20 protein-coding genes are annotated in these 17,250 nt (G+C 61.7%); 9 read left to right on the top strand and 11 right to left on the bottom strand.

Annotation, left to right across the window (positions count from 1 at the left end):
* The first annotated feature begins 81 nt into the window (after positions 1-81).
* The 8 genes from BN1143_RS12200 (at position 82) to BN1143_RS12235 (ending at position 6,528) form a co-directional block, all read left to right on the top strand.
* Positions 82-1,653: a cytochrome ubiquinol oxidase subunit I gene (locus tag BN1143_RS12200; protein ID WP_042050823.1), complete on the top strand. Its 1,572-nt coding sequence runs from the start codon at positions 82-84 to the stop codon at positions 1,651-1,653.
* A complete protein-coding gene (gene cydB / locus BN1143_RS12205) occupies positions 1,653-2,792 on the top strand; it encodes a cytochrome d ubiquinol oxidase subunit II (RefSeq protein WP_017779409.1) in 1,140 nt (379 codons plus the stop codon). Before BN1143_RS12200 ends, cydB begins: the two co-directional genes overlap by 1 nt.
* A 16-nt stretch (positions 2,793-2,808) precedes the next feature.
* Complete coding sequence (cydX, locus tag BN1143_RS12210; RefSeq protein WP_017766001.1) at positions 2,809-2,931, top strand: cytochrome bd-I oxidase subunit CydX; 123 nt, start codon at positions 2,809-2,811, stop codon at positions 2,929-2,931.
* Positions 2,932-3,009: 78 nt separating this feature from the next.
* Complete coding sequence (locus BN1143_RS12215; RefSeq protein ID WP_042050824.1) at positions 3,010-3,969, top strand: MBL fold metallo-hydrolase; 960 nt, start codon at positions 3,010-3,012, stop codon at positions 3,967-3,969.
* Entirely contained in the window at positions 3,962-4,291 is a 330-nt protein-coding gene (locus BN1143_RS12220; protein WP_042050825.1) for a hypothetical protein, read from the top strand. The genes BN1143_RS12215 and BN1143_RS12220 overlap by 8 nt, the downstream gene beginning before the upstream one ends.
* Positions 4,279-5,139 carry an MbnB/TglH/ChrH family RiPP precursor modification enzyme gene (locus BN1143_RS12225; protein ID WP_042050826.1) on the top strand — a complete coding sequence of 287 codons (861 nt, stop codon included), beginning with the start codon at positions 4,279-4,281 and terminating at the stop codon, positions 5,137-5,139. The genes BN1143_RS12220 and BN1143_RS12225 overlap by 13 nt, the downstream gene beginning before the upstream one ends.
* A 43-nt stretch (positions 5,140-5,182) precedes the next feature.
* Positions 5,183-5,926 carry a putative DNA-binding domain-containing protein gene (locus BN1143_RS12230; RefSeq protein ID WP_042050827.1) on the top strand — a complete coding sequence of 248 codons (744 nt, stop codon included), beginning with the start codon at positions 5,183-5,185 and terminating at the stop codon, positions 5,924-5,926.
* Positions 5,923-6,528, top strand: a complete 606-nt coding sequence (locus tag BN1143_RS12235) for an HvfX family Cu-binding RiPP maturation protein (protein WP_042050828.1) — start codon at positions 5,923-5,925, stop codon at positions 6,526-6,528. Before BN1143_RS12230 ends, BN1143_RS12235 begins: the two co-directional genes overlap by 4 nt.
* A 78-nt stretch (positions 6,529-6,606) precedes the next feature.
* Here the strand turns inward: BN1143_RS12235 and BN1143_RS12240 are convergent, their stop codons facing one another.
* The 8 genes from BN1143_RS12240 to BN1143_RS12265 all read right to left on the bottom strand — a co-directional run bounded on the left by BN1143_RS12240 (position 6,607) and on the right by BN1143_RS12265 (position 11,962).
* Complete coding sequence (locus BN1143_RS12240; protein WP_042050829.1) at positions 6,607-7,788, bottom strand: MFS transporter; 1,182 nt, start codon at positions 7,786-7,788, stop codon at positions 6,607-6,609.
* A gap of 593 nt (positions 7,789-8,381) precedes the next feature.
* Positions 8,382-9,182 (bottom strand): 2,5-didehydrogluconate reductase DkgB, encoded by an 801-nt coding sequence (dkgB, locus tag BN1143_RS12245; protein ID WP_231570598.1) that lies wholly within the window; start codon positions 9,180-9,182, stop codon positions 8,382-8,384.
* A gap of 49 nt (positions 9,183-9,231) precedes the next feature.
* Positions 9,232-9,528: a putative quinol monooxygenase gene (locus tag BN1143_RS12250; protein WP_042050830.1), complete on the bottom strand. Its 297-nt coding sequence runs from the start codon at positions 9,526-9,528 to the stop codon at positions 9,232-9,234.
* 146 nt (positions 9,529-9,674) lie between these two features.
* The gene (locus BN1143_RS22410) at positions 9,675-10,229 is read right to left on the bottom strand and encodes a hypothetical protein (RefSeq protein WP_156141303.1); all 555 of its coding nucleotides are present in this window, start codon (positions 10,227-10,229) and stop codon (positions 9,675-9,677) included.
* A 154-nt stretch (positions 10,230-10,383) separates the two neighbouring features.
* The gene (locus BN1143_RS12255) at positions 10,384-10,749 is read right to left on the bottom strand and encodes a VOC family protein (RefSeq protein WP_042050831.1); all 366 of its coding nucleotides are present in this window, start codon (positions 10,747-10,749) and stop codon (positions 10,384-10,386) included.
* Positions 10,750-10,769: 20 nt separating this feature from the next.
* A complete protein-coding gene (locus BN1143_RS12260) occupies positions 10,770-11,156 on the bottom strand; it encodes a DUF6404 family protein (protein ID WP_042050832.1) in 387 nt (128 codons plus the stop codon).
* A 140-nt stretch (positions 11,157-11,296) separates the two neighbouring features.
* Positions 11,297-11,518: a hypothetical protein gene (locus tag BN1143_RS22415; RefSeq protein ID WP_156141304.1), complete on the bottom strand. Its 222-nt coding sequence runs from the start codon at positions 11,516-11,518 to the stop codon at positions 11,297-11,299.
* Positions 11,519-11,575: 57 nt separating this feature from the next.
* On the bottom strand, positions 11,576-11,962 hold the full coding sequence (locus BN1143_RS12265) for a DUF6404 family protein (RefSeq protein WP_017786641.1): 387 nt from the start codon (positions 11,960-11,962) through the stop codon (positions 11,576-11,578).
* A 190-nt stretch (positions 11,963-12,152) separates the two neighbouring features.
* Here BN1143_RS12265 and BN1143_RS12270 point away from each other — a divergent pair, with 190 nt between their 5' ends.
* On the top strand, positions 12,153-13,055 hold the full coding sequence (locus tag BN1143_RS12270) for a LysR substrate-binding domain-containing protein (RefSeq protein ID WP_005299545.1): 903 nt from the start codon (positions 12,153-12,155) through the stop codon (positions 13,053-13,055).
* A 92-nt stretch (positions 13,056-13,147) separates the two neighbouring features.
* Here the strand turns inward: BN1143_RS12270 and BN1143_RS12275 are convergent, their stop codons facing one another.
* The 3 genes from BN1143_RS12275 to glpK form a co-directional block, all read right to left on the bottom strand.
* The gene (locus tag BN1143_RS12275; RefSeq protein ID WP_042050833.1) at positions 13,148-13,384 is read right to left on the bottom strand and encodes a hypothetical protein; all 237 of its coding nucleotides are present in this window, start codon (positions 13,382-13,384) and stop codon (positions 13,148-13,150) included.
* 186 nt (positions 13,385-13,570) lie between these two features.
* The gene (locus tag BN1143_RS12280) at positions 13,571-15,547 is read right to left on the bottom strand and encodes a methyl-accepting chemotaxis protein (protein ID WP_042050834.1); all 1,977 of its coding nucleotides are present in this window, start codon (positions 15,545-15,547) and stop codon (positions 13,571-13,573) included.
* Positions 15,548-15,744: 197 nt separating this feature from the next.
* Positions 15,745-17,247, bottom strand: a complete 1,503-nt coding sequence (gene glpK / locus BN1143_RS12285; protein WP_005299552.1) for a glycerol kinase GlpK — start codon at positions 17,245-17,247, stop codon at positions 15,745-15,747.
* Positions 17,248-17,250 lie beyond the last annotated feature (3 nt).

The following is a 17,250-nucleotide window of genomic DNA, read 5'->3' on the forward strand; positions in this document are numbered from 1 at the left end:
ATCTGTTATAGGTGTCATGCTCCGTGGTGTACTTGTCTCGCACAAAACGTGCAAGGTAAATACAACAAAAGAGAGTGACGCATGATCAATCCGGATGACGTGGTCAGCCTGTCGCGCCTGCAATTTGGCGCCACGGCCATGTTCCACTTCCTGTTTGTGCCCCTCACGCTGGGGCTGTCCTGGATCCTGGTGATCGCAGAGTCGGCCTATGTGATGACCGGCAAGGTGATCTACAAGGACATCACCCGTTTCTGGGGCAAGCTGTTTGGCATTAACTTCGTGATGGGGGTGACCACAGGCATCACCCTGGAGTTCCAGTTCGGCACCAACTGGGCCTACTACTCCCAGTATGTGGGGGACATTTTCGGCACCCCGCTGGCGGTGGAGGGGTTGATGGCCTTCTTCCTCGAGTCGACCCTGGTGGGGCTCTTCTTCTTCGGCTGGGACAAGCTCTCCCGCGGTCAGCATCTGTTGGTGACCATGCTGGTGGCGCTCGGCTCCAACCTCTCCGCGCTCTGGATCCTGATCGGCAACGGCTGGATGCAGAACCCGGTGGGCGCCGAGTTCAACCTGGTGACCCAGCGCATGGAGCTGGTGGACGTGGCCGCGGTGATCTTCAACCCGGTGGCCCAGGTCAAGTTCGTGCACACGGTGGCGGCGGGCTACGTGGCTGCCTCCCTGTTCGTGATGGGGGTGAGCAGCTGGTATCTGCTGCGCCGCATGGAGGTGCGCTTCGCCCTGCGCTCCTTCGCCATCGCCTCGGGCTTTGGGCTGGCCGCCATTCTCTCGGTCATCGTGCTGGGTGACGAGTCGGGCTATCGCACCGGCGAGGTGCAGAAGGTCAAGCTGGCCGCTATCGAGGCGGAGTGGGAGACGGAGCCTGCGCCGGCCGCCTTCACCCTGTTCGGCTTCCCGGATCAGGGGGCCGAGACCACCCACGCTGCGGTCAAAATCCCCTATCTGATGGGCATCATCGCCACCCGCTCCCTCGATGAGGCGGTGACCGGCATCAAGGATCTCAAGGCCCAGCACGAGACCCGCATTCGCAGCGGCATGGTGGCCGCCGGGGCGCTCGAGCAGATCCGCGCCGGCAACGACTCGGCCGAGAACCGTGCGCTGTTCGACAAGCACGGCCAGGATCTCGGCTACGGGCTGCTGCTCACCCCCTATGCCAGCAACATCGCCAAGGCCGGTGAGGCCGAGATCGCCAGGGCGGTGGAAGACTCGGTGCCGCAGGTGGCGCCGCTGTTTTGGGGCTTTCGGATCATGGTCGGGTTGGGGGTAGTGATGCTCGGGCTGTTCGTGGCGGGTTTCGTCCAGCTCTGCCGCAACCGGCTGCTCGCCTCGCCCCGCCTGCTCAAGGCGCTGCTGTGGAGCATTCCGCTGCCCTGGATTGCCATCGAGGCGGGCTGGTTCGTGGCCGAATTCGGTCGCCAGCCCTGGACCATCAGCGACGTGCTGCCGGTGTCGGCCTCGGTGTCGCTGCTGCAGCCGGGCCAGCTCTGGTTCAGCCTGATCTCCATCTGTCTCATTTACTCCTGCCTGCTGGTGGTGGAGCTGTTCCTGCTGCGCCGCGTGATCCGCCAGGGGCCCGCCGTGCTGCATACCGGCCGCTACAGCGGTGAACAACCCGAACTTGCGAGGATCGCCTGATGGATTATGAAACCCTGAAACTCATCTGGTGGGGGCTGGTGCTGTTCATGCTGGTCGGCTTCATCGTGATGGATGGCTTCGATCTGGGCATCGCCATGCTGCTGCCGGTGGTCTCGAAAGAGGATGAAGACCGCCGACTGGTGATCAACAGCGTGGGGCCGGTGTGGGAGGGCAACCAGGTGTGGCTCATCGCCGGCGCCGGCGCCCTGTTCGCCGCCTGGCCGCTGGTCTACGCCGCCGCCTTCTCGGCGCTCTATGTGCCCATGATAGTGCTGCTGCTTGGCCTCTTCCTGCGCCCGGTGGGCTTTGACTATCGCAGCAAGCTGGCCGATCCCCTCTGGCGCCGCTGGTGGGATCGCGCCCTGGTGGCCGGGGGGCTGGTGCCGACCCTGGTGCTCTCTGCCGCCATCGCGCTGGTGATGCAGGGCCTGCCGTTTCGCTTCGATAGCGCACTGCGCCTGCACTACGGGGCCTTCGATTTCCACTGGAGCTGGATTGTCAGCGTGGTGGCGACCGGGGTGAGCCTGCTGCTGCTGCACGGCGCCAGCTTCCTGCAGGCCAAGGTAACGGGGACCCCAGCACTGCGGGCCCGTGGCCTCGCCATCCTGCTGGCACCGCTGGTGACCCTCTGCTATCTGCTGGCCGGCTGGCATCTGCTGGGGTTGCCGGGTTATCAGCTGACCGGCCTGGCGGGCCAGCCCTTTGACCCCAATGCCGCCATCAGCCCGCTGATGAAGGGGGTGATCCCCCACGCCTGCGGCTGGCTTGGCAACTACTTTGACTACCCGCTGCTGTGGCTGGTGCCCCTCATCGGCGCCCTGGCACCGCTGGCCAGCGGCATCGCCGCCTGGCAGGAGAAGGGACGGCTGGCGCTGCTGGCCAGCGGCCTGGCCTGCGCCGCCATGCTCTGCTCGGTGGCCATCGCCCTGTTCCCCTTCGTGCTGCCCTCGTCGCTGGATCCGGCCAGCAGCCTGACCCTGTGGGACGGCACCTCCAGCTTCAAGACCCTGACCATCATGTTCGGGATCGTGCTGGTGCTGATGCCCATCAACCTCGGCTACACCGGCTGGGTCTACCGGGTGGTGCGCGGCAAGCTGGATCGTGCCGGCATCAAGCGCGACAGCCATCAACTCTACTGACCCCAAGGGAGCCGCTATGTGGTACTTCACCTGGATTTTGGGCCTGGGTTTCGCCCTGTTGCTGGGCCTGTGCAACCTGCTCTGGCTGGAAGCACGCTGGGAAGCCGATGAACGGGATGAGCCCCGCTCTCAACCCTGATCCCCCTCGGTCGGGGAGGGCAGACACTGCCTCGCCCCGACCCCTTTCTCTTGTCATCCAACCGACAGGTAATCCGTTATGAAACAGACAATCAAAGCGGTGACGCTGGCCATCGGCTGCGCGCTCGCCACCGCGCCGGCCTGGGCCGAGCCCGTACAACTGACGCCACTGGACAAGGCATTCACCCTGCAGGTGCTCGGCAGCGGCGGCCCCATCTCCGACGATCTGCGCGCTTCCTCCAGCGAGGTGATCTGGTGGAAGGGCAAATCGCGCATCCTGATCGATGCCGGTGGCGGCGTCTATCTGCGCTTCGGCCAGGCGGGCGCCAAGCTCGAAGAGGTCGACTTCATCGGTATCACTCACTTTCACACCGACCATGTGACCGACCTGCCTGCGCTGCTCAAGGGGGCCTACTTCTTCAAGCGCAGCGATCCCCTCGATCTGGCGGGGCCGCAGGCCGGCTCGGCCTTCCCCAGCATGAGCGGCTACTTTGACGCCCTGTTTAACCCGAGCAAGGGGGCCTATGCCTACCTCGGCGGCTTCAAGGATGGCACCGATGGTCTCTTCCCCATCAATGTGCACGATGTGCCCTTCCAGACACCCCAGCCCCATCAGGTCTATCAGCAGGATGGCCTGACCATCACGGCGCTCGGCATCCCCCACGGGGACGTGCCCTGTCTGGCCTATCGCATCGAGAGCGCCGAGGGGACCATCGTCATCTCGGCGGATCAGAACGGCAGCAACCCGGCCTTTGTGCCGTTTGCCAAGGGGGCCGATATCCTGGTGATGCCGCTCGCCATCCACGAGGGCGCCGATCCCGTCTCCGCCTCGCTCCATGCCAAGCCCTCGGTGGTCGCCAACATTGCCGCCGAAGTGAACCCCAAGCTGCTGGTGCTGAACCACTGGATGGGGGTCGGCCTCAATCACAAGAAGGAGGCGATGGCCATCGTCAAGCAGCGGTTCCACGGCCAGGTGGTGGCCGCCCGCGATCTCTCCAGTTACCCCGTTTCATCCGTCAAGGAGTCCAGCCATGAGTAACGCACACAGCAACAAGAGCTCCCGCAAACTGAGCCTCTCCATCGCCATGACCGGCCTGATCGCGCTGACCCCCGGGCTTGCGCTGGCGGCCACCCCGAGCGAGGCACCGGTGAAGGCGGCGCCGAGCGAGCAGCACGGCGGCAAGTGTGCGGCCGGCAAGTGCGGCACCGAGAAGCGCTTCGAGAAGCAGGCCCTCGACAGCGATCCACAGGGCCGGCTGGTGCGCGCCCGCGATGGCAAGTGTGGTCTGGCGGAGCAGGGGATCAACGGCGAGACCCAGCGCCAGGAGAGCAAGATAACGGAGGGGGTATGCGGCCAATAAGCGCCAGCAGCCGTGGCGTGGGGCTGCGCCAGGAGCATCTGGCCCAGCTCTGTGCGGCGCCTGCCCACCCCGGCATCGACTTTCTCGAGCTGGCACCGGAGAACTGGATGGCCATTGGCGGCGCCAGGCGGGAGCAACTGCAGCAGATCGCCGCGCGCTATCCGCTGGTGGCCCACGGGCTCAGCCTCTCCCTCGGCGATTGCCAGCCGCTCAATATGACCCTGCTCGGCCAGATCCGCGCCTTTCTAGACGAGTTTGCCATCGACATCTACAGCGAGCACCTGAGCTTTTCCCGCGATGCCCGGGGCTATCTCTACGAGCTGCTGCCGGTGCCGCGCCAGTGGGAGAACCTCCCCTACCTGGCGGATCGGATCCGGCAGGTACAGGATGCGCTGGCCCGCCCGCTGGTGCTGGAGAACATCTCCTACTACCACGGCTATGAGCACGAGATGGCGGAGGAGGCGTTTCTGACCGAGCTGGTGGCGCGCAGCGGTTGCGAGCTGCTGCTCGACATCAACAACGTTTTTGTGAACAGCCGCAACCACGGCTACAGCCCCGAGCGGATGATTGCCGGGCTGCCGAGCCAGGCGATCCGCTACTTCCATATCGCCGGCCATCTGGAAGAGGCGGACGGCACCCTGCTGGATACCCATGGCCGTCCGGTCTGCGAGGAGGTGGTGGCGCTGGCCCGCTATACGGTGCAGACCCACGGCCTGCGCGCCCTGCTGCTGGAGCGGGATCACCATCTGCCCCCCTTGCCCATGCTGGAGGCCGAGCTGGCCCGGGTCCATCAGGCCTGCTGCGAGGCGACGGCGCATCCGGCGGGTCGGGAGGTGTGTCATGACTAGGCGAGAGCAAGCGGCATGGCCTGCCGCAGCGGTCCCGCCCCGGTTGTGGCAGCAGACCGAGTGGCTGGCCGGTTGCATACGGGAGTCGGCAGCCGAGCTAGCCCCCCACTATGTGCGCAGCGTGCGGGCCAATGTCGAGGCGGTGCTGGAGAGTACCTTCGCGCTCACCTTGCACCACCTGACGCCGGTTGAGCGCGATGCGCTGGTGAATGGTTTCGTCGCCCACCATGGCGCGATCGAGCCCGCCTTTCACCAGATTGCCACCGAGCTGGTGCGCCATGTGCAGCTTGGCCAGGGGGAGGGTTGGCTCAACTGGCCCGGGCTGCGGCTGGCGCTGCTGGAGTATGAGTGGGCCTGCCTGTGCGTCGAGATTGACGAGGCGCAGGTGCCGCGTCCGCTCGCGGGGGAAGAGGTGGAGATGGGCAGCCCGCTCTGGCTCAACCCCACCCTGCAGTTGCTGACGCTGCCCTTTGTGATCGAGCAGGGGCGGGTGGTGGCGGCCGGTCAGGCTCCCCAGCTTTGCGCCCTGTTTCGCTGCCCTGCCCATCAGCTGGTCAGCCAGGCGCTGCGCGAATTCGATGTGGCCCTGCTGCAGCTGCTTGGGCGGCAGCAAGGGGTCAGTGTGGTCGGGTTGGCCGCCCAGGTGCACATCTATCGCAGCGGTTTTGATCTGCTGGGGTGGGCCCGCCATTTTCACCGGCTCGGCCTGCTGGCCACTCAACCGCCATCCACAGAATCCCCATCCATTGAACGTCAGGTACCCCCTTTCCAAGGAGACATCCCATGAACAACACCCTTATCCATTGGTACGAGCGGGCCGTGGCCCAGTGCAAGCGGCTCGACTTTCTGGCCCTGCTGGCCATTCGCCTCTACCTCATCCCGGTCATCTATGTGGGGGCCCACTCCAAGGTGGTGGGGTTTGCCGGCACGGTTGCCTGGTTTGGCGCGCCAGCCTCGGAAGGGGGGCTCAACCTGCCGTTCCCGACCCTGCTCGCCTTTCTGGCGGTGGGCACCGAGGTGCTGGGCTGCATCTGCATCGCCCTTGGTCTCTTTACCCGGGTCATGGCCATTCCGACCATCTTCCTGATGAGCGTGGCGAGCGCCATGGTGCACTGGAAGCACGGCTGGGATGCCATCGCCACCGGCAGCATGGAGGCTACATTGCGCCTCAACGGCTTTATCGAGTGGCTGGCCGCCAACTTCCCCGGTCGTTACAACTACATCACCGAGCTTGGGGATCCCGTGATGCTCAACAACGGGATGGAGTTTGCCGCCACCTACTTCGTGATGCTGCTGGTACTGCTGGTGTACGGCGGCGGTCGCTACGTCAGCCTCGACTACTGGCTGGCTCGCGCCGTGACAGGCAAGGCCGGGCCGCAAGCGGCATAACAAAAATAAACAGAGCGTGAAAGCGAGACGAGCGGCATCAGCCGCTCGTTTTTATTTTGCAGAGGAAAGCCTGCGTTTTCAGTACTGGGGGCAGGCCTGTGTCATCCGGGCGGCTTGCCGCTCGCTGACATGGGTGAGGCCGTAGGCCAGCAGCACGATCAGCGCCCCGATCCAGGGGGTGTGCATCAGACCCAAGTGTTCCACCACCAGGCCACCGACCACGGATCCCAGCGCGATGCCGACGTTGAAGGCGGCGATATTGAGGCCGGAGGCCACATCCACCGCCCTCGGCGTGTGCTGCTCGGCCTGTTTCACCACCAGCACCTGCAGGCCCGGCACGTTGCCAAAGGCAAAGGCGCCCCACACCAACACGGTCAGCACCGCCAGCACCGGGTGGGGCGCGGTGAAGGTGAGCACCAGCAGCACCATGGCGAGACCAGCAAACAGCAGCTTCAACGCAGGCAGGGGGCCCATCTTGTCGGCCAGCTTGCCGCCCCAGATATTGCCGACGGCGACCGATACCCCGTACACCAGCAGGATGAGGCTCACTGCGCCGGCGCTAAAGCCGCTCACCTGCTGCAGGATGGGGGCGAGGAAGGTAAAGGCGGTGAAGGCGCCGCCGTAACCGAGCGCTGTCTTGGCGTAGACCAGCAGCAGCGGCTTTTTGGTGAGCACCGAGAGCTGCTCGCGGATGGTCGAGGCCGCCCCCTTGGGCAGGTTATTGGGGATCAGCAGCAGGCTGCCCACCATGGCGACCAGGCCCAGCAGGCTCACCACCAGAAAGGTGTCGCGCCAGCCGAAGACCTGACCAATCCAGGTGCCGAGCGGGACGCCGGTCACCAGGGCTATGGTGAGGCCGCTGAACATGATGGCGATGGCGCTGGCCGCTTTCTCTTTGGCCACAAGACCCGTGGCGATGGTGCTGCCCACCGAGAAGAAGACCCCGTGGGCCAGTCCGGTCAGGATGCGGGCCAGGATCAGGCTCTCGTAACCGGGGGCCTGCCAGGCCAGCAGGTTGCCGGCGGTAAAGAGCGCCATCAGCCCTACCAGCAGCCACTTGCGCGGCACCTTGCCGGTAAGCGCCGTCAGCACGGGGGCGCCGATGGCCACCCCAAGGGCATAGAGGCTGACCAACAGGCCCGCCGAGGGGAGCGAGACATTGAGCTGCTCGGCGATGGTGGGGATGAGCCCCACGATCACGAATTCGGTGGTGCCGATCGCAAAGGCACTTAAGGTAAGGGCAAACAACGCCAGTGGCATAACAACTCCTTGGATAGGGACTCCCGACGGGAGAATGGCGCCAGTATGCCGAGGTGGTTTGTTGGCAAAAATGACGGCGACATCAAATTACTTTTGCCAAATCAGCAGCAATGCGCCGTGAAATGGGGTTGCTGGAGTGGCTGAGGCAACGCGGCAAGTACAACTGGTAGCGCACGAGGTGGAGGTAGAGACAACGCGCACGGCAGCAATCCGTGCATAGCGAGCCAGGACAACGAGAAAAGAGGAAAGAGTTAAGAGGAAAGAGTTAAGAAACAAAGGGTTGAGGGAAGGCGCTGGGAGATCGGCACGGGCGGCTGTGGTGCTGTGTTGGAGACAAAAAAGCGGGAGGCATGATGCCTCCCGCTCAGGTTCTCGTCGATGTTGTCGGGTTTTCTTTGCTCCCTTCTCCCCTTGCGGGAGAAGGGTTGGGGATGAGGGGGCTATCTGGTTGAAGGCCTGATGACCTAAAAAGAGGAGCTTGCCCTCACCCTGACCCTCTCCCACAGGGAGAGGGGATAGCCCGTGGTTGCAATAGGCTCGTGCGGGTTGCCGCTATCCGCCGCCGAAGCGAGAGGGACCATGCATCCCCCCGTTTAATCCCAATCTGGCGCAAAGTCCGGGTTGGCGCAGCGCTCGCCCCGCTCCAGGGTCGCGATGGCGGCCATCTCCTCGGCTGTGAGCGTGACCTTCAGCGCCACCAGGTTGGCGGCCAGGTTCTCCCGCTTGGTGGAGCTCGGGATCACCGTCATGCCCTGGGCCAGCAGCCAGGCCAGCGACACCTGGGCCGCCGAAACGCCGTGGCGCTGGCCGATCTCCATCAGCAGCGGCTCGGTGAGCACCTTGCCATAGGCCAGCGGCATATAGGCGGTGATGGCGATGCCGTGATCCTTGCAGAACTCCACCACCTTGCGGTTTTGCAGCAGCGGGTGGATCTCCACCTGCTGGTGGGCGATGGCGCCCGGCCCCAGAATGTCGATGGCCTGTTTGAGCTGGGCCACGGTAAAGTTGGATACCCCGATCTCGCGGGTCAGCCCCCGGGCCTTGGCCTCGGCCAGCTGCTCCAGATAGACCGCCATCGGCACCTCATCCCTGGGGGAGGGCCAGTGAATGAGCGCCAGATCCAGATAGTCGGTGCCCAGTTTTTCCAGGCTCACCTCCAGGCTCGGGATCACCTTGCCCGGGCCGAACTCGCTGGTCCACACCTTGGTGGTCAGGTAGATATCCTGGCGGGGCACGCCGCTCTCGCTCATCAGCTGGCCCACTTCGGCCTCGTTGGCGTAGATCTGGGCGGTATCGATATGGCGGTAGCCAAGCTCGAGCCCCAGCAGCAGGGAGTCGCGCAGGGGTTGGCCGGTCAGGCGAAAGGTACCAAGACCCAGGTTGGGCATCTTCATTATGTATTCCTCGAATGGGTTGTAAAAATGTGCTCGGCGGCGCGGCATATCAGGCGTCCAGCGGTTGATAGCGGCGAATGGTGCTGCCGGCAAACCAGGGCTCGGCCGTGGTGACAAATTCGGTGAAATGGGGTTGGCCCTGATGGGCGGTAAGGGCGGCATCGCTCTCCCACACCTCGTAGAGCATCCAGCAGTGGGGATTGTCCAAATCCTGATGCAACTGGTAGCGCAGGCAGCCAGCCTCCTGCAAGGTGGCCGCGATCAAGGGATCCAGAGCGGCGCGAAACTGGGGGGCGAATTCGGGTTTGGCTTCAAGCTGGGCAATCACAATCACGGGGGATGACATCTGAACCTCCTTGCAAAAACGAAGGGTCAGTATGCCCGCCGTCTATTGCAGGAAACAGGGCAGCAGTCGCAAAACAGTATTGAGAATAGAGCAGCAATAGAAAACTATATAAATATGAAAGAGTTATATTGCAAGTAATAAAGCCCTTATAAAGAATTTGTAGTTTTTTCTAAATTACGTCCAATGTTCACTGCTAGCACGAGTATTTCAAGTGTCTCTTTATAGCCATCAATAGTTGGAGCTTTACTGAAGGTGCCTCCATATTTTATGTCCTGAACGACTGCATCGATCAAGTGGTAAAAATGAATTATTTGTTGCGCAAATTGCTTATCAACAGCACCTAAGTGCCTACAGTTCTCTTGATAGACGAGAGAATAATGAAGAGGTATTTCTGATGCAATTATGTATGTGTCATTTGGATTGTTTTTTAAGTGGGATATGGCATCCTCAATATTATCTATAATTCTTCTGACTTCGATTAATCTCATCAAAGCTGATATTTCAGCAAGAAGACATTTTGTTATCTGCTGTGAGAATACCTTTTCTCTTTTACTTTCAATGAAAATGGTAGGTACTAATGAAGATAATGCACCTATTACTGCCCCTCCAATGGCTGCAATCACAGGAATCCATTCGTTAGGCTCTTTAATTGTCATTGCCTTTATTGCTTCTGTAAGTAGTGCAGTTTCTTCTATGTACATATAGTTACCTTAATAAGGTCATTGTGAGCGTTGAAAATTATAATATTCTCACATAAGAGCTATTATCATAGCTAGTAAATTACTTTTATAAGGGGGCTGTGTCTAGCTAGGATATTAATTGGGACAGAGAGATTATATCTCTTGCCCCATATAATCAGGTATTGGCCGGCTCCGACCAGACCGCAAATTCATTGCCGCTGGGCTCGACGAAGTGAAAGCGGCGGCCACCGGGAAAGTCGAACAGGGGCCGAACTATGGTGCCCCCTGCGCTGGTCACCTTGGTCTGGGTTGCGACAATATCGGCGCTGTAGAACACCAGCAGGGCGCCGCCTTGCGCACTCTGGCTGTAGAGATCTGCGCGATAGAAGCCGCCATCCAGCCCTTCTCCCTCGAAGGCGCAGTAATCGGGGCCATAATCGGCAAATTGCCAGCCGAAAGCGGCCTGAAAGAAGGCTTTGGTGGCGGCAAGATCCCTGGCCGCAAACTCCACATAGTTCAGTTTTTCATGGGCCCTGGTCATGAGGATCTCCTTGTCGGTGATTATTTCGGTTGCCAGCGTTTTTGCGTGCGGATCGTGGAGTGGGGCAAGGCGTCCCAAGGGGTCAGCTTGAGCTGCTTGCGCCGAAACCAGAGCCAGGTTGCCATCAGCAGACCGACCCCTATGCCAAACAGCAGGCTCTGGCGCAGGGCAAATGCCGGGCTCACCTCATGTTGCCAGCCGAAGAACCACATCAACACCCCCCAGATAGCGCCAGTGGGGATCCCCAGAGCAAGGACATTGACCAGAAAGCGTTCGTAGTGGGGCGGCCTGATGGTGAACCCCGCCTTTCGCAGCAGCCAGGTGATCGGCGGGTTGTAGTTGAGCGTCTGCACGCCCTTCTCTGCCAGCTCCCGGTGGGCAGCCGCCAGTCTACGTTCGAAGTCCATGATGTTTTTCCTTGAGGTGTTTGGTGCCATACGATGCCGGCTTGCCGCATTCTACTGGCAAACCCCGAGTGGCATGTGAGCGTGCCGTCACGTTATCTCCTTGTCGTGACGGCCTGACCATCTCAGGCTGTGGTTACCCATCACGCCAGGGCCGCCATGATGGCTGGATGAAGCCTTCTAGCGACCACCATGCCAAGTAAAATGGAGATGAAGAGAGGGAGAGGATCCCGGCTGTGTCGATAGCTGCGCCAGTTGCCGTTGTGGTGGCGGAAAAGCCGGTAGGTGAGAACCAACAAGCCAATAGCCATTGGAATGACGCAGTAAACTGAAAAACTGATAATGAATTCAACGAAATCGGGCAAGGTGGGGGTCCGTGTCTGTAGCCTGTATTACATCTGGTGCCAATTTGCAGCGGGGTTTCAGCCTTTTCCTGCCGCGCTTTCACGGATGGGTTGGCGTGCTAGCTGTTCCCATGGGGTCAAATCAAGCTGCCTGCGCCTTTGCCAGAGCCTGATTAAGGTAACGAGACCAAACAGACCAGCGAATAGAGCTGTGCTGAACAACGATGATACGAAGGATCTTCCCTCTGGGTGCCAAACGAACGTCCACATAATCAGACCCCAGATCGGTGCGATACTGAGGCTGGCATAAAGAAAATTGACCAGCCAGCCCGCGTAATAAGGTGGCTTGACGGTGCAGCCGAGTTTGCGCAGCAGCTTGAACCCCCATGGGTTGTAGTCGGATTCCTTGATGCCTTGGTCAGCCAGAGTCTGATGGGCTATGGTCAGCCGTTCTTCAAATGTCATTGATTTGCCTTATATCGTAGCGGCGTCATATGGTGCTTTTTTGCGGCATTCTACGGATTAAGCAGGTTGAGGGATAGCGCTCATATCTGGATTTTTCTCCCTGAAATACCGGCACGGCTGCCAGAGCGCCCTTGCCAACCCAAGGACATTGCGCCTATAAAGGCCCATTACTCTTGTCTGGATTGCAGCAATGAAGACCCATTCTGATGAACTGACCCTGTTTGTGGCTGTGGTGGAGGCGGGCAGCTTTCGCCAGGCGGCGGAGAACCTCGGCATGGACAACTCGGTGGTGAGCCGTGGCATCAAGCGGCTGGAAGAAAAGCTTGCCACCGTGCTGCTCAATCGCACCACCAGGCGGGTCAGCCTGACCGAGGAGGGGGGCTGGTTCTATCAGCGGGCGGTGAAGATCCTGACCGAGATGAGCGAGGCGGAGGGGCTGCTGCTGATGCGCCGCGAGCAGCCGGAGGGGGTATTGCGGGTCGATGCCGCCACCCCCTTCATCCTGCACCGGCTGGTGCCCATCATCGGCGAGTTTCGCCGCCGTTATCCCGCCATCGAGCTGCAACTGCACAGCTCCGAGGGCTTTATCAACCTGATGGAGCGGCGGGTGGACATGGCCATTCGCATCGGCGAACTGACCGACTCCTCCCTGCGGGCGCTGCCGCTGGGCCGCTCGCGACTGCGGCTGCTGGCGTCCCCCGACTATTTGCGCGAGCACGGCACCCCGCGTCAGCCGGCGGATCTGCTGAGCGGGCACGAGCTGCTCGGCTTTTTGCACCCCGATCACCTCAACCACTGGCCGCTCTTGAGCCAGGAGCAGGGGGATCGCTTTCCCATCACCCCGACCCTGCGGGCCAGCAGCGGTGAAACCCTGCGTCAGCTGGCGCTGCGAGGGCAGGGGATCGTCTGTCTGTCGGATTTCATGACCGGGCCGGATCGGACGAGCGGGGCCCTGGTGGAGGTGCTGGCCCGCAGCAACAGCGGCGCCTCGCGCCCCATCAATGCGGTTTTCTACTCCGATGCCCAGCGCGACATCCGGCTGCGGGTCTGGCTCGATTTTCTCAAGGAGCAGCTGGGAAGCCATGCCCTGTGATCCAGCGGTCGGGTGAAGGGGGTAGGGGCTTCAGCGAATAAGCAGACGGCCGCCTCAAGGGGCGGCCGTCTGCCTGGGAAGGTGGGGAGGGCTTAGCGGGGCAATCTGCCCCATACCCGGCTGAGCAGAGCGCCACCCATGGCAGGCGGCACGGCCAGCAGCAACGTCCCATACCAGGGGAGCTCAGCCAGGGTGGCGGCCAGGACGATGCAGGTGAGCACCAGCAACTGGGCAACCATCATCAGCAAGGTGCCTTCACGGGGGGTCAGCGCCGCCTTGTGGGTGACACAGGTTTGGGCGGTGGGGGTGTGAGTGGTGGTCGGCTTCATGGCGATGTCCCTGGGTTGCGTCTGATATGACTCAACGATGACTAGCAATGGCCGTTCCAAATTTTTTCGTGTTACTTATCAATCAGTTGTGTATGTGCGTGCCATTCCCGTTTCGGGAGTGATGCAAAATCGTTAGCAAAATGAAAACGCCACCCCAGGGTGGCGTCTTGTCTGACCGACGGCGGCTCAGCCGATCCGGTATTGGCGGATCTGCTCGTCTATCGCCTTGGCCAGTTCGAACAGCTCGCGACTGGCGGCATTGCTCTCCTCTGCATGTTCGCGCTGGTGCTCGGCCACCATGGCCAGCTCGTCCAGCGCCGCTCTGGCTTGTCCCATCTGCTGATCCTGCGCCTGGGCCAGCGCGCTGATCTCGTTTATCTCGAGGGCGGTCTGCTTGATCTGGCGGCTGGCATCCATCAACACCGCCCTGGCCTGATGCATGCGGTCATGGCTCTCTTCACTCAGGGTGCGGGAGTCAGCCATGGAGCCGCTGGCCTGGCGGGTACCCTCCTGCAGGCGCAGGATGAGATCCTGCACATCCTTGGTGGCGGTCTGGGTGCGCACCGCCAGCTGGCGCACCTCGTCGGCCACCACGGCAAAGCCGCGCCCCATCTCGCCCGCCCGCGCCGCCTCGATGGCGGCGTTGAGCGCCAGCAGGTTGGTCTGGTTCGAGACGTCACGGATGAGGTTCATGATCTGGGTGATGTTGTTGCTGTCCTTGACCACCTCTTCGAGCAGGGCGGAGGAGCTGCCGATGCTGCTGCGCAGGGTGTCGAGCTGCTGGGCGCTCTGACTGACGTCCCGCTCGATGGCGAGCATGTGATCGGCGATGCGGTGGGTCACCTCGTTGACCCCCTCCGAGCGACCGGCAATCTGCTCGGCATTGTCGCCGATGAGAGCGACCACGCTGCTCAGCTCCTGGATGCTCTGGGCCTGCTGGCAGGCCTCTCCTGCCAGGGCCTGAGCCTGATGCAGGGATTGGGAGGACTGGGCCGAGAGGGCGCTGCCTGACTGCTGGAAGCGGGAGAAACTCTGGTTCAGGCTCTGGATCAAGCGGTTGAAGCTCTGCGCCATCTGGCCCAGCTCCGACTGATCCGAGAAGTCCAGGCGGGTCGCCAGATCCCGATCGGCGGTGATGTGGTGCATGCCGTCGGCAGCCTGGCGAATGGGGCGGCTGATGGAGTGGGCGAGCCAGGCGGAGGCCAGCATGGCGAGCCCGCCGATAGCCAGCGACACCATGATGATGAGCCGGCGGGATTCGCTGCGTCCCTCCTCCAGTTCGGCTGCATTGATCTCGCCTATCAGCAGGCGATTGAGTGCCGGAATGTAGCGCACGGCGATCAGATAGGTCTCTTTCCCAAGCGTCAGGGCCTTTACCGCGACCTGTTCTCTGGCTGCCGGGATCAGCGCCCTGACGGTGTCGAGGAAGGTGCTCTGATGGTGGGCAGCCTCTTTGAGTTCCTGCTCTGGGTGGATCTCGATATGACCCTCCATGTCGGCCAGATAGACCTGCCCGCTCTTGCCTATCCGGTAGCTGCTGATGAGTTTGCGCAGTGCGCTCATGTCGATGGAGGTGCCGGCCACCGCCAGAGTCTTGCCCTCTGCCGTGACGGCGGTATTGATATAGAGGGAGGCACGCTTGTCAAAGTCGGAGATGTCGAGGTTCAGCTCGTAGGGCTTGCCCCGTTTCAGAAAGCCGTAAAACCACTCGTCTTTGGGATCCGATGCGCTCAGTCTCTTCTGGGCCGTGGTGCCGTTGCTGAAGTTGAGCAGGGTGGCGCTCTGGCGTGGCGCGATAAACACATTGCCCCCGATGCGTTGCTGCAGTGCCAGAAAGTAGCGCTCCATGATCGGCCACTGCTCGGCGGGCATCTCCTGGCTCAGCCAGTCGATGACAAAGCTGTTGCCGGCCAGTGCCTCGGCTTCGGTCAGGTGCTGGGTCAGCTCGGCGGTCAGCTGGTTGGCGATGCGCTCCACGCTGCTTGGCAGCTCATAGCGTTCCACCCGCTGCTGTGCCTGGTCGTGGGAGATCTGCTCCAGGATCAGGGTGATGCAGCTGATGGCAATGATCATCAGGATGGCTACTCCGATCAGGATCCGGCTGCGGATCCCGAGCCCCGACCAGAGTGATTGCAATCTAACAAGGTGTATCGCCCGCTCCATAACGCTCTCCTGTATTAAATAAGGTCGCATATGCGACCCAAGAGATGATTATAGATAGATAACTCAATTGAGAATGTCTGACATGAAATCGTCATCAAGGCAGGGGCGGCTGGCAGGGGACCGGCAGGCCATAAAACAAGGGGCCGACATTGCTGTCGGCCCCTTCAGTTTTTATTTCAAGGATATCGGTTGCCCGATCACTCCTCTTCGGCCCAGCGGCGTGAACGCTCGACCGCCTTCTTCCAGCCGTTGTAGCGCTTGGCGCGATCATCGCGGTCCATCTGCGGGATGAACTCACGGTCCACGCTGAACTTGTCTTCCAGCTCTTCCGAGCTCTTCCAGAAGCCGACGGCCAGACCAGCCAGGAAGGCGGCACCCATGGCGGTGGTCTCGATCCGGGTCGGACGCACTACCGGGGTGTGCATCATGTCGGCCTGGAACTGCATCAGGAAGTCGTTGGCAACCGCGCCACCGTCCACCTTCAGGGCTGCCAGCTTGATGCCGGAGTCCTGCTGCATGGCGTCCAGCACATCGCGGCTCTGATAGGCGATGGATTCCAGCGCGGCACGGATGATGTGGTTGCGGTTGGCGCCGCGGGTCAGGCCGACCATGGTGCCGCGAGCATACGGATCCCAGTAGGGGGCGCCCAGACCAACGAAGGCCGGTACCAGGTAGACGCCGTTGGTGTCGCCCACCTTGGAGGCGAAGTAGTCGGTGTCGCGGGCATCGTGAATGATCTTGAGCTCATCACGCAGCCACTGGATGGTGGCGCCGCCCATAAATACTGCACCTTCCAGCGCGTAGTTCACTTCCCCTTTCGGGCCGATGGCGACCGTGGTCAGCAGGCCGTTGCTGGAGCGAACCGGCTCGGTGCCGGTGTTCATCAGCATGAAGCAGCCGGTGCCATAGGTGTTCTTGGCCATCCCTTTCTCGAAGCAGAGCTGGCCGAACAGGGCAGACTGCTGGTCACCGGCGATACCGGCGATGGGGATGCGGGAGCCGCCGCCACGGGTGGTGTAGCCATACACCTCGGAAGAGGGTTTCACTTCCGGCAGCATGGAGGCGGGGATGCCCAGCTCGTCCAGCATGCGCTGATCCCACTTCAGGTCGCGGATGTTGTAGAGCATGGTACGGGAGGCGTTGGTCGGGTCGGTGACGTGCACTTCACCGTTGGTCATCTTCCACACCAGCCAGGTGTCGATGGTGCCGAACAGCAGCTCGCCGTTCATCGCCTTCTCGCGGGCTCCTTCGACGTTGTCGAGGATCCACTTCACCTTGGTGCCGGAGAAGTAGGCATCCAGCACCAGACCGGTGTTTTCACGGACGTACTCTTCGAGGCCACGGGCCTTGAGCTCTTCACAGATGGCCGCGGTACGGCGGCACTGCCAGACGATGGCGTTGTAGATGGGTTTGCCGGTGGCCTTTTCCCATACCACTGTGGTTTCACGCTGGTTGGTGATGCCGATGGCGGCGATCTCTTCGCTGCGAAGGCCAGTCTTGGCCAGCACTTCGGTGAAGACGGAGGACTGGGTCGCCCAGATCTCCATCGGGTCGTGCTCCACCCAGCCCGCTTTCGGGTAGTGCTGGGTGAATTCGCGCTGGGAGGTACCGACGATGTTGGCGTCCTGGTCAAACACGATGGCGCGGGAGGAGGTGGTACCCTGGTCCAGAGCGACGACATATTTCTTTTCAGCAGACATGAT

The organism is Aeromonas dhakensis, from assembly GCF_000820305.1.
Lineage (GTDB): Bacteria > Pseudomonadota > Gammaproteobacteria > Enterobacterales > Aeromonadaceae > Aeromonas > Aeromonas dhakensis.

What these genes read in the sequence shown, in the direction of transcription:
- BN1143_RS12200 (WP_042050823.1), top strand. Translation starts at nt 82, where the DNA reads ATGATCAATCCGGATGACGTGGTCAGCCTGTCGCGCCTGCAATTTGGC.
- cydB (WP_017779409.1), top strand. Translation starts at nt 1,653, where the DNA reads ATGGATTATGAAACCCTGAAACTCATCTGGTGGGGGCTGGTGCTGTTC.
- cydX (WP_017766001.1), top strand. Translation starts at nt 2,809, where the DNA reads ATGTGGTACTTCACCTGGATTTTGGGCCTGGGTTTCGCCCTGTTGCTG.
- BN1143_RS12215 (WP_042050824.1), top strand. Translation starts at nt 3,010, where the DNA reads ATGAAACAGACAATCAAAGCGGTGACGCTGGCCATCGGCTGCGCGCTC.
- BN1143_RS12220 (WP_042050825.1), top strand. Translation starts at nt 3,962, where the DNA reads ATGAGTAACGCACACAGCAACAAGAGCTCCCGCAAACTGAGCCTCTCC.
- BN1143_RS12225 (WP_042050826.1), top strand. Translation starts at nt 4,279, where the DNA reads ATGCGGCCAATAAGCGCCAGCAGCCGTGGCGTGGGGCTGCGCCAGGAG.
- BN1143_RS12235 (WP_042050828.1), top strand. Translation starts at nt 5,923, where the DNA reads ATGAACAACACCCTTATCCATTGGTACGAGCGGGCCGTGGCCCAGTGC.
- BN1143_RS12240 (WP_042050829.1), bottom strand. Translation starts at nt 7,788, where the DNA reads ATGCCACTGGCGTTGTTTGCCCTTACCTTAAGTGCCTTTGCGATCGGC.
- dkgB (WP_231570598.1), bottom strand. Translation starts at nt 9,182, where the DNA reads ATGAAGATGCCCAACCTGGGTCTTGGTACCTTTCGCCTGACCGGCCAA.
- BN1143_RS12250 (WP_042050830.1), bottom strand. Translation starts at nt 9,528, where the DNA reads ATGTCATCCCCCGTGATTGTGATTGCCCAGCTTGAAGCCAAACCCGAA.
- BN1143_RS22410 (WP_156141303.1), bottom strand. Translation starts at nt 10,229, where the DNA reads ATGTACATAGAAGAAACTGCACTACTTACAGAAGCAATAAAGGCAATG.
- BN1143_RS12255 (WP_042050831.1), bottom strand. Translation starts at nt 10,749, where the DNA reads ATGACCAGGGCCCATGAAAAACTGAACTATGTGGAGTTTGCGGCCAGG.
- BN1143_RS12260 (WP_042050832.1), bottom strand. Translation starts at nt 11,156, where the DNA reads ATGGACTTCGAACGTAGACTGGCGGCTGCCCACCGGGAGCTGGCAGAG.
- BN1143_RS12265 (WP_017786641.1), bottom strand. Translation starts at nt 11,962, where the DNA reads ATGACATTTGAAGAACGGCTGACCATAGCCCATCAGACTCTGGCTGAC.
- BN1143_RS12270 (WP_005299545.1), top strand. Translation starts at nt 12,153, where the DNA reads ATGAAGACCCATTCTGATGAACTGACCCTGTTTGTGGCTGTGGTGGAG.
- BN1143_RS12275 (WP_042050833.1), bottom strand. Translation starts at nt 13,384, where the DNA reads ATGAAGCCGACCACCACTCACACCCCCACCGCCCAAACCTGTGTCACC.
- BN1143_RS12280 (WP_042050834.1), bottom strand. Translation starts at nt 15,547, where the DNA reads ATGGAGCGGGCGATACACCTTGTTAGATTGCAATCACTCTGGTCGGGG.
- glpK (WP_005299552.1), bottom strand. Translation starts at nt 17,247, where the DNA reads ATGTCTGCTGAAAAGAAATATGTCGTCGCTCTGGACCAGGGTACCACC.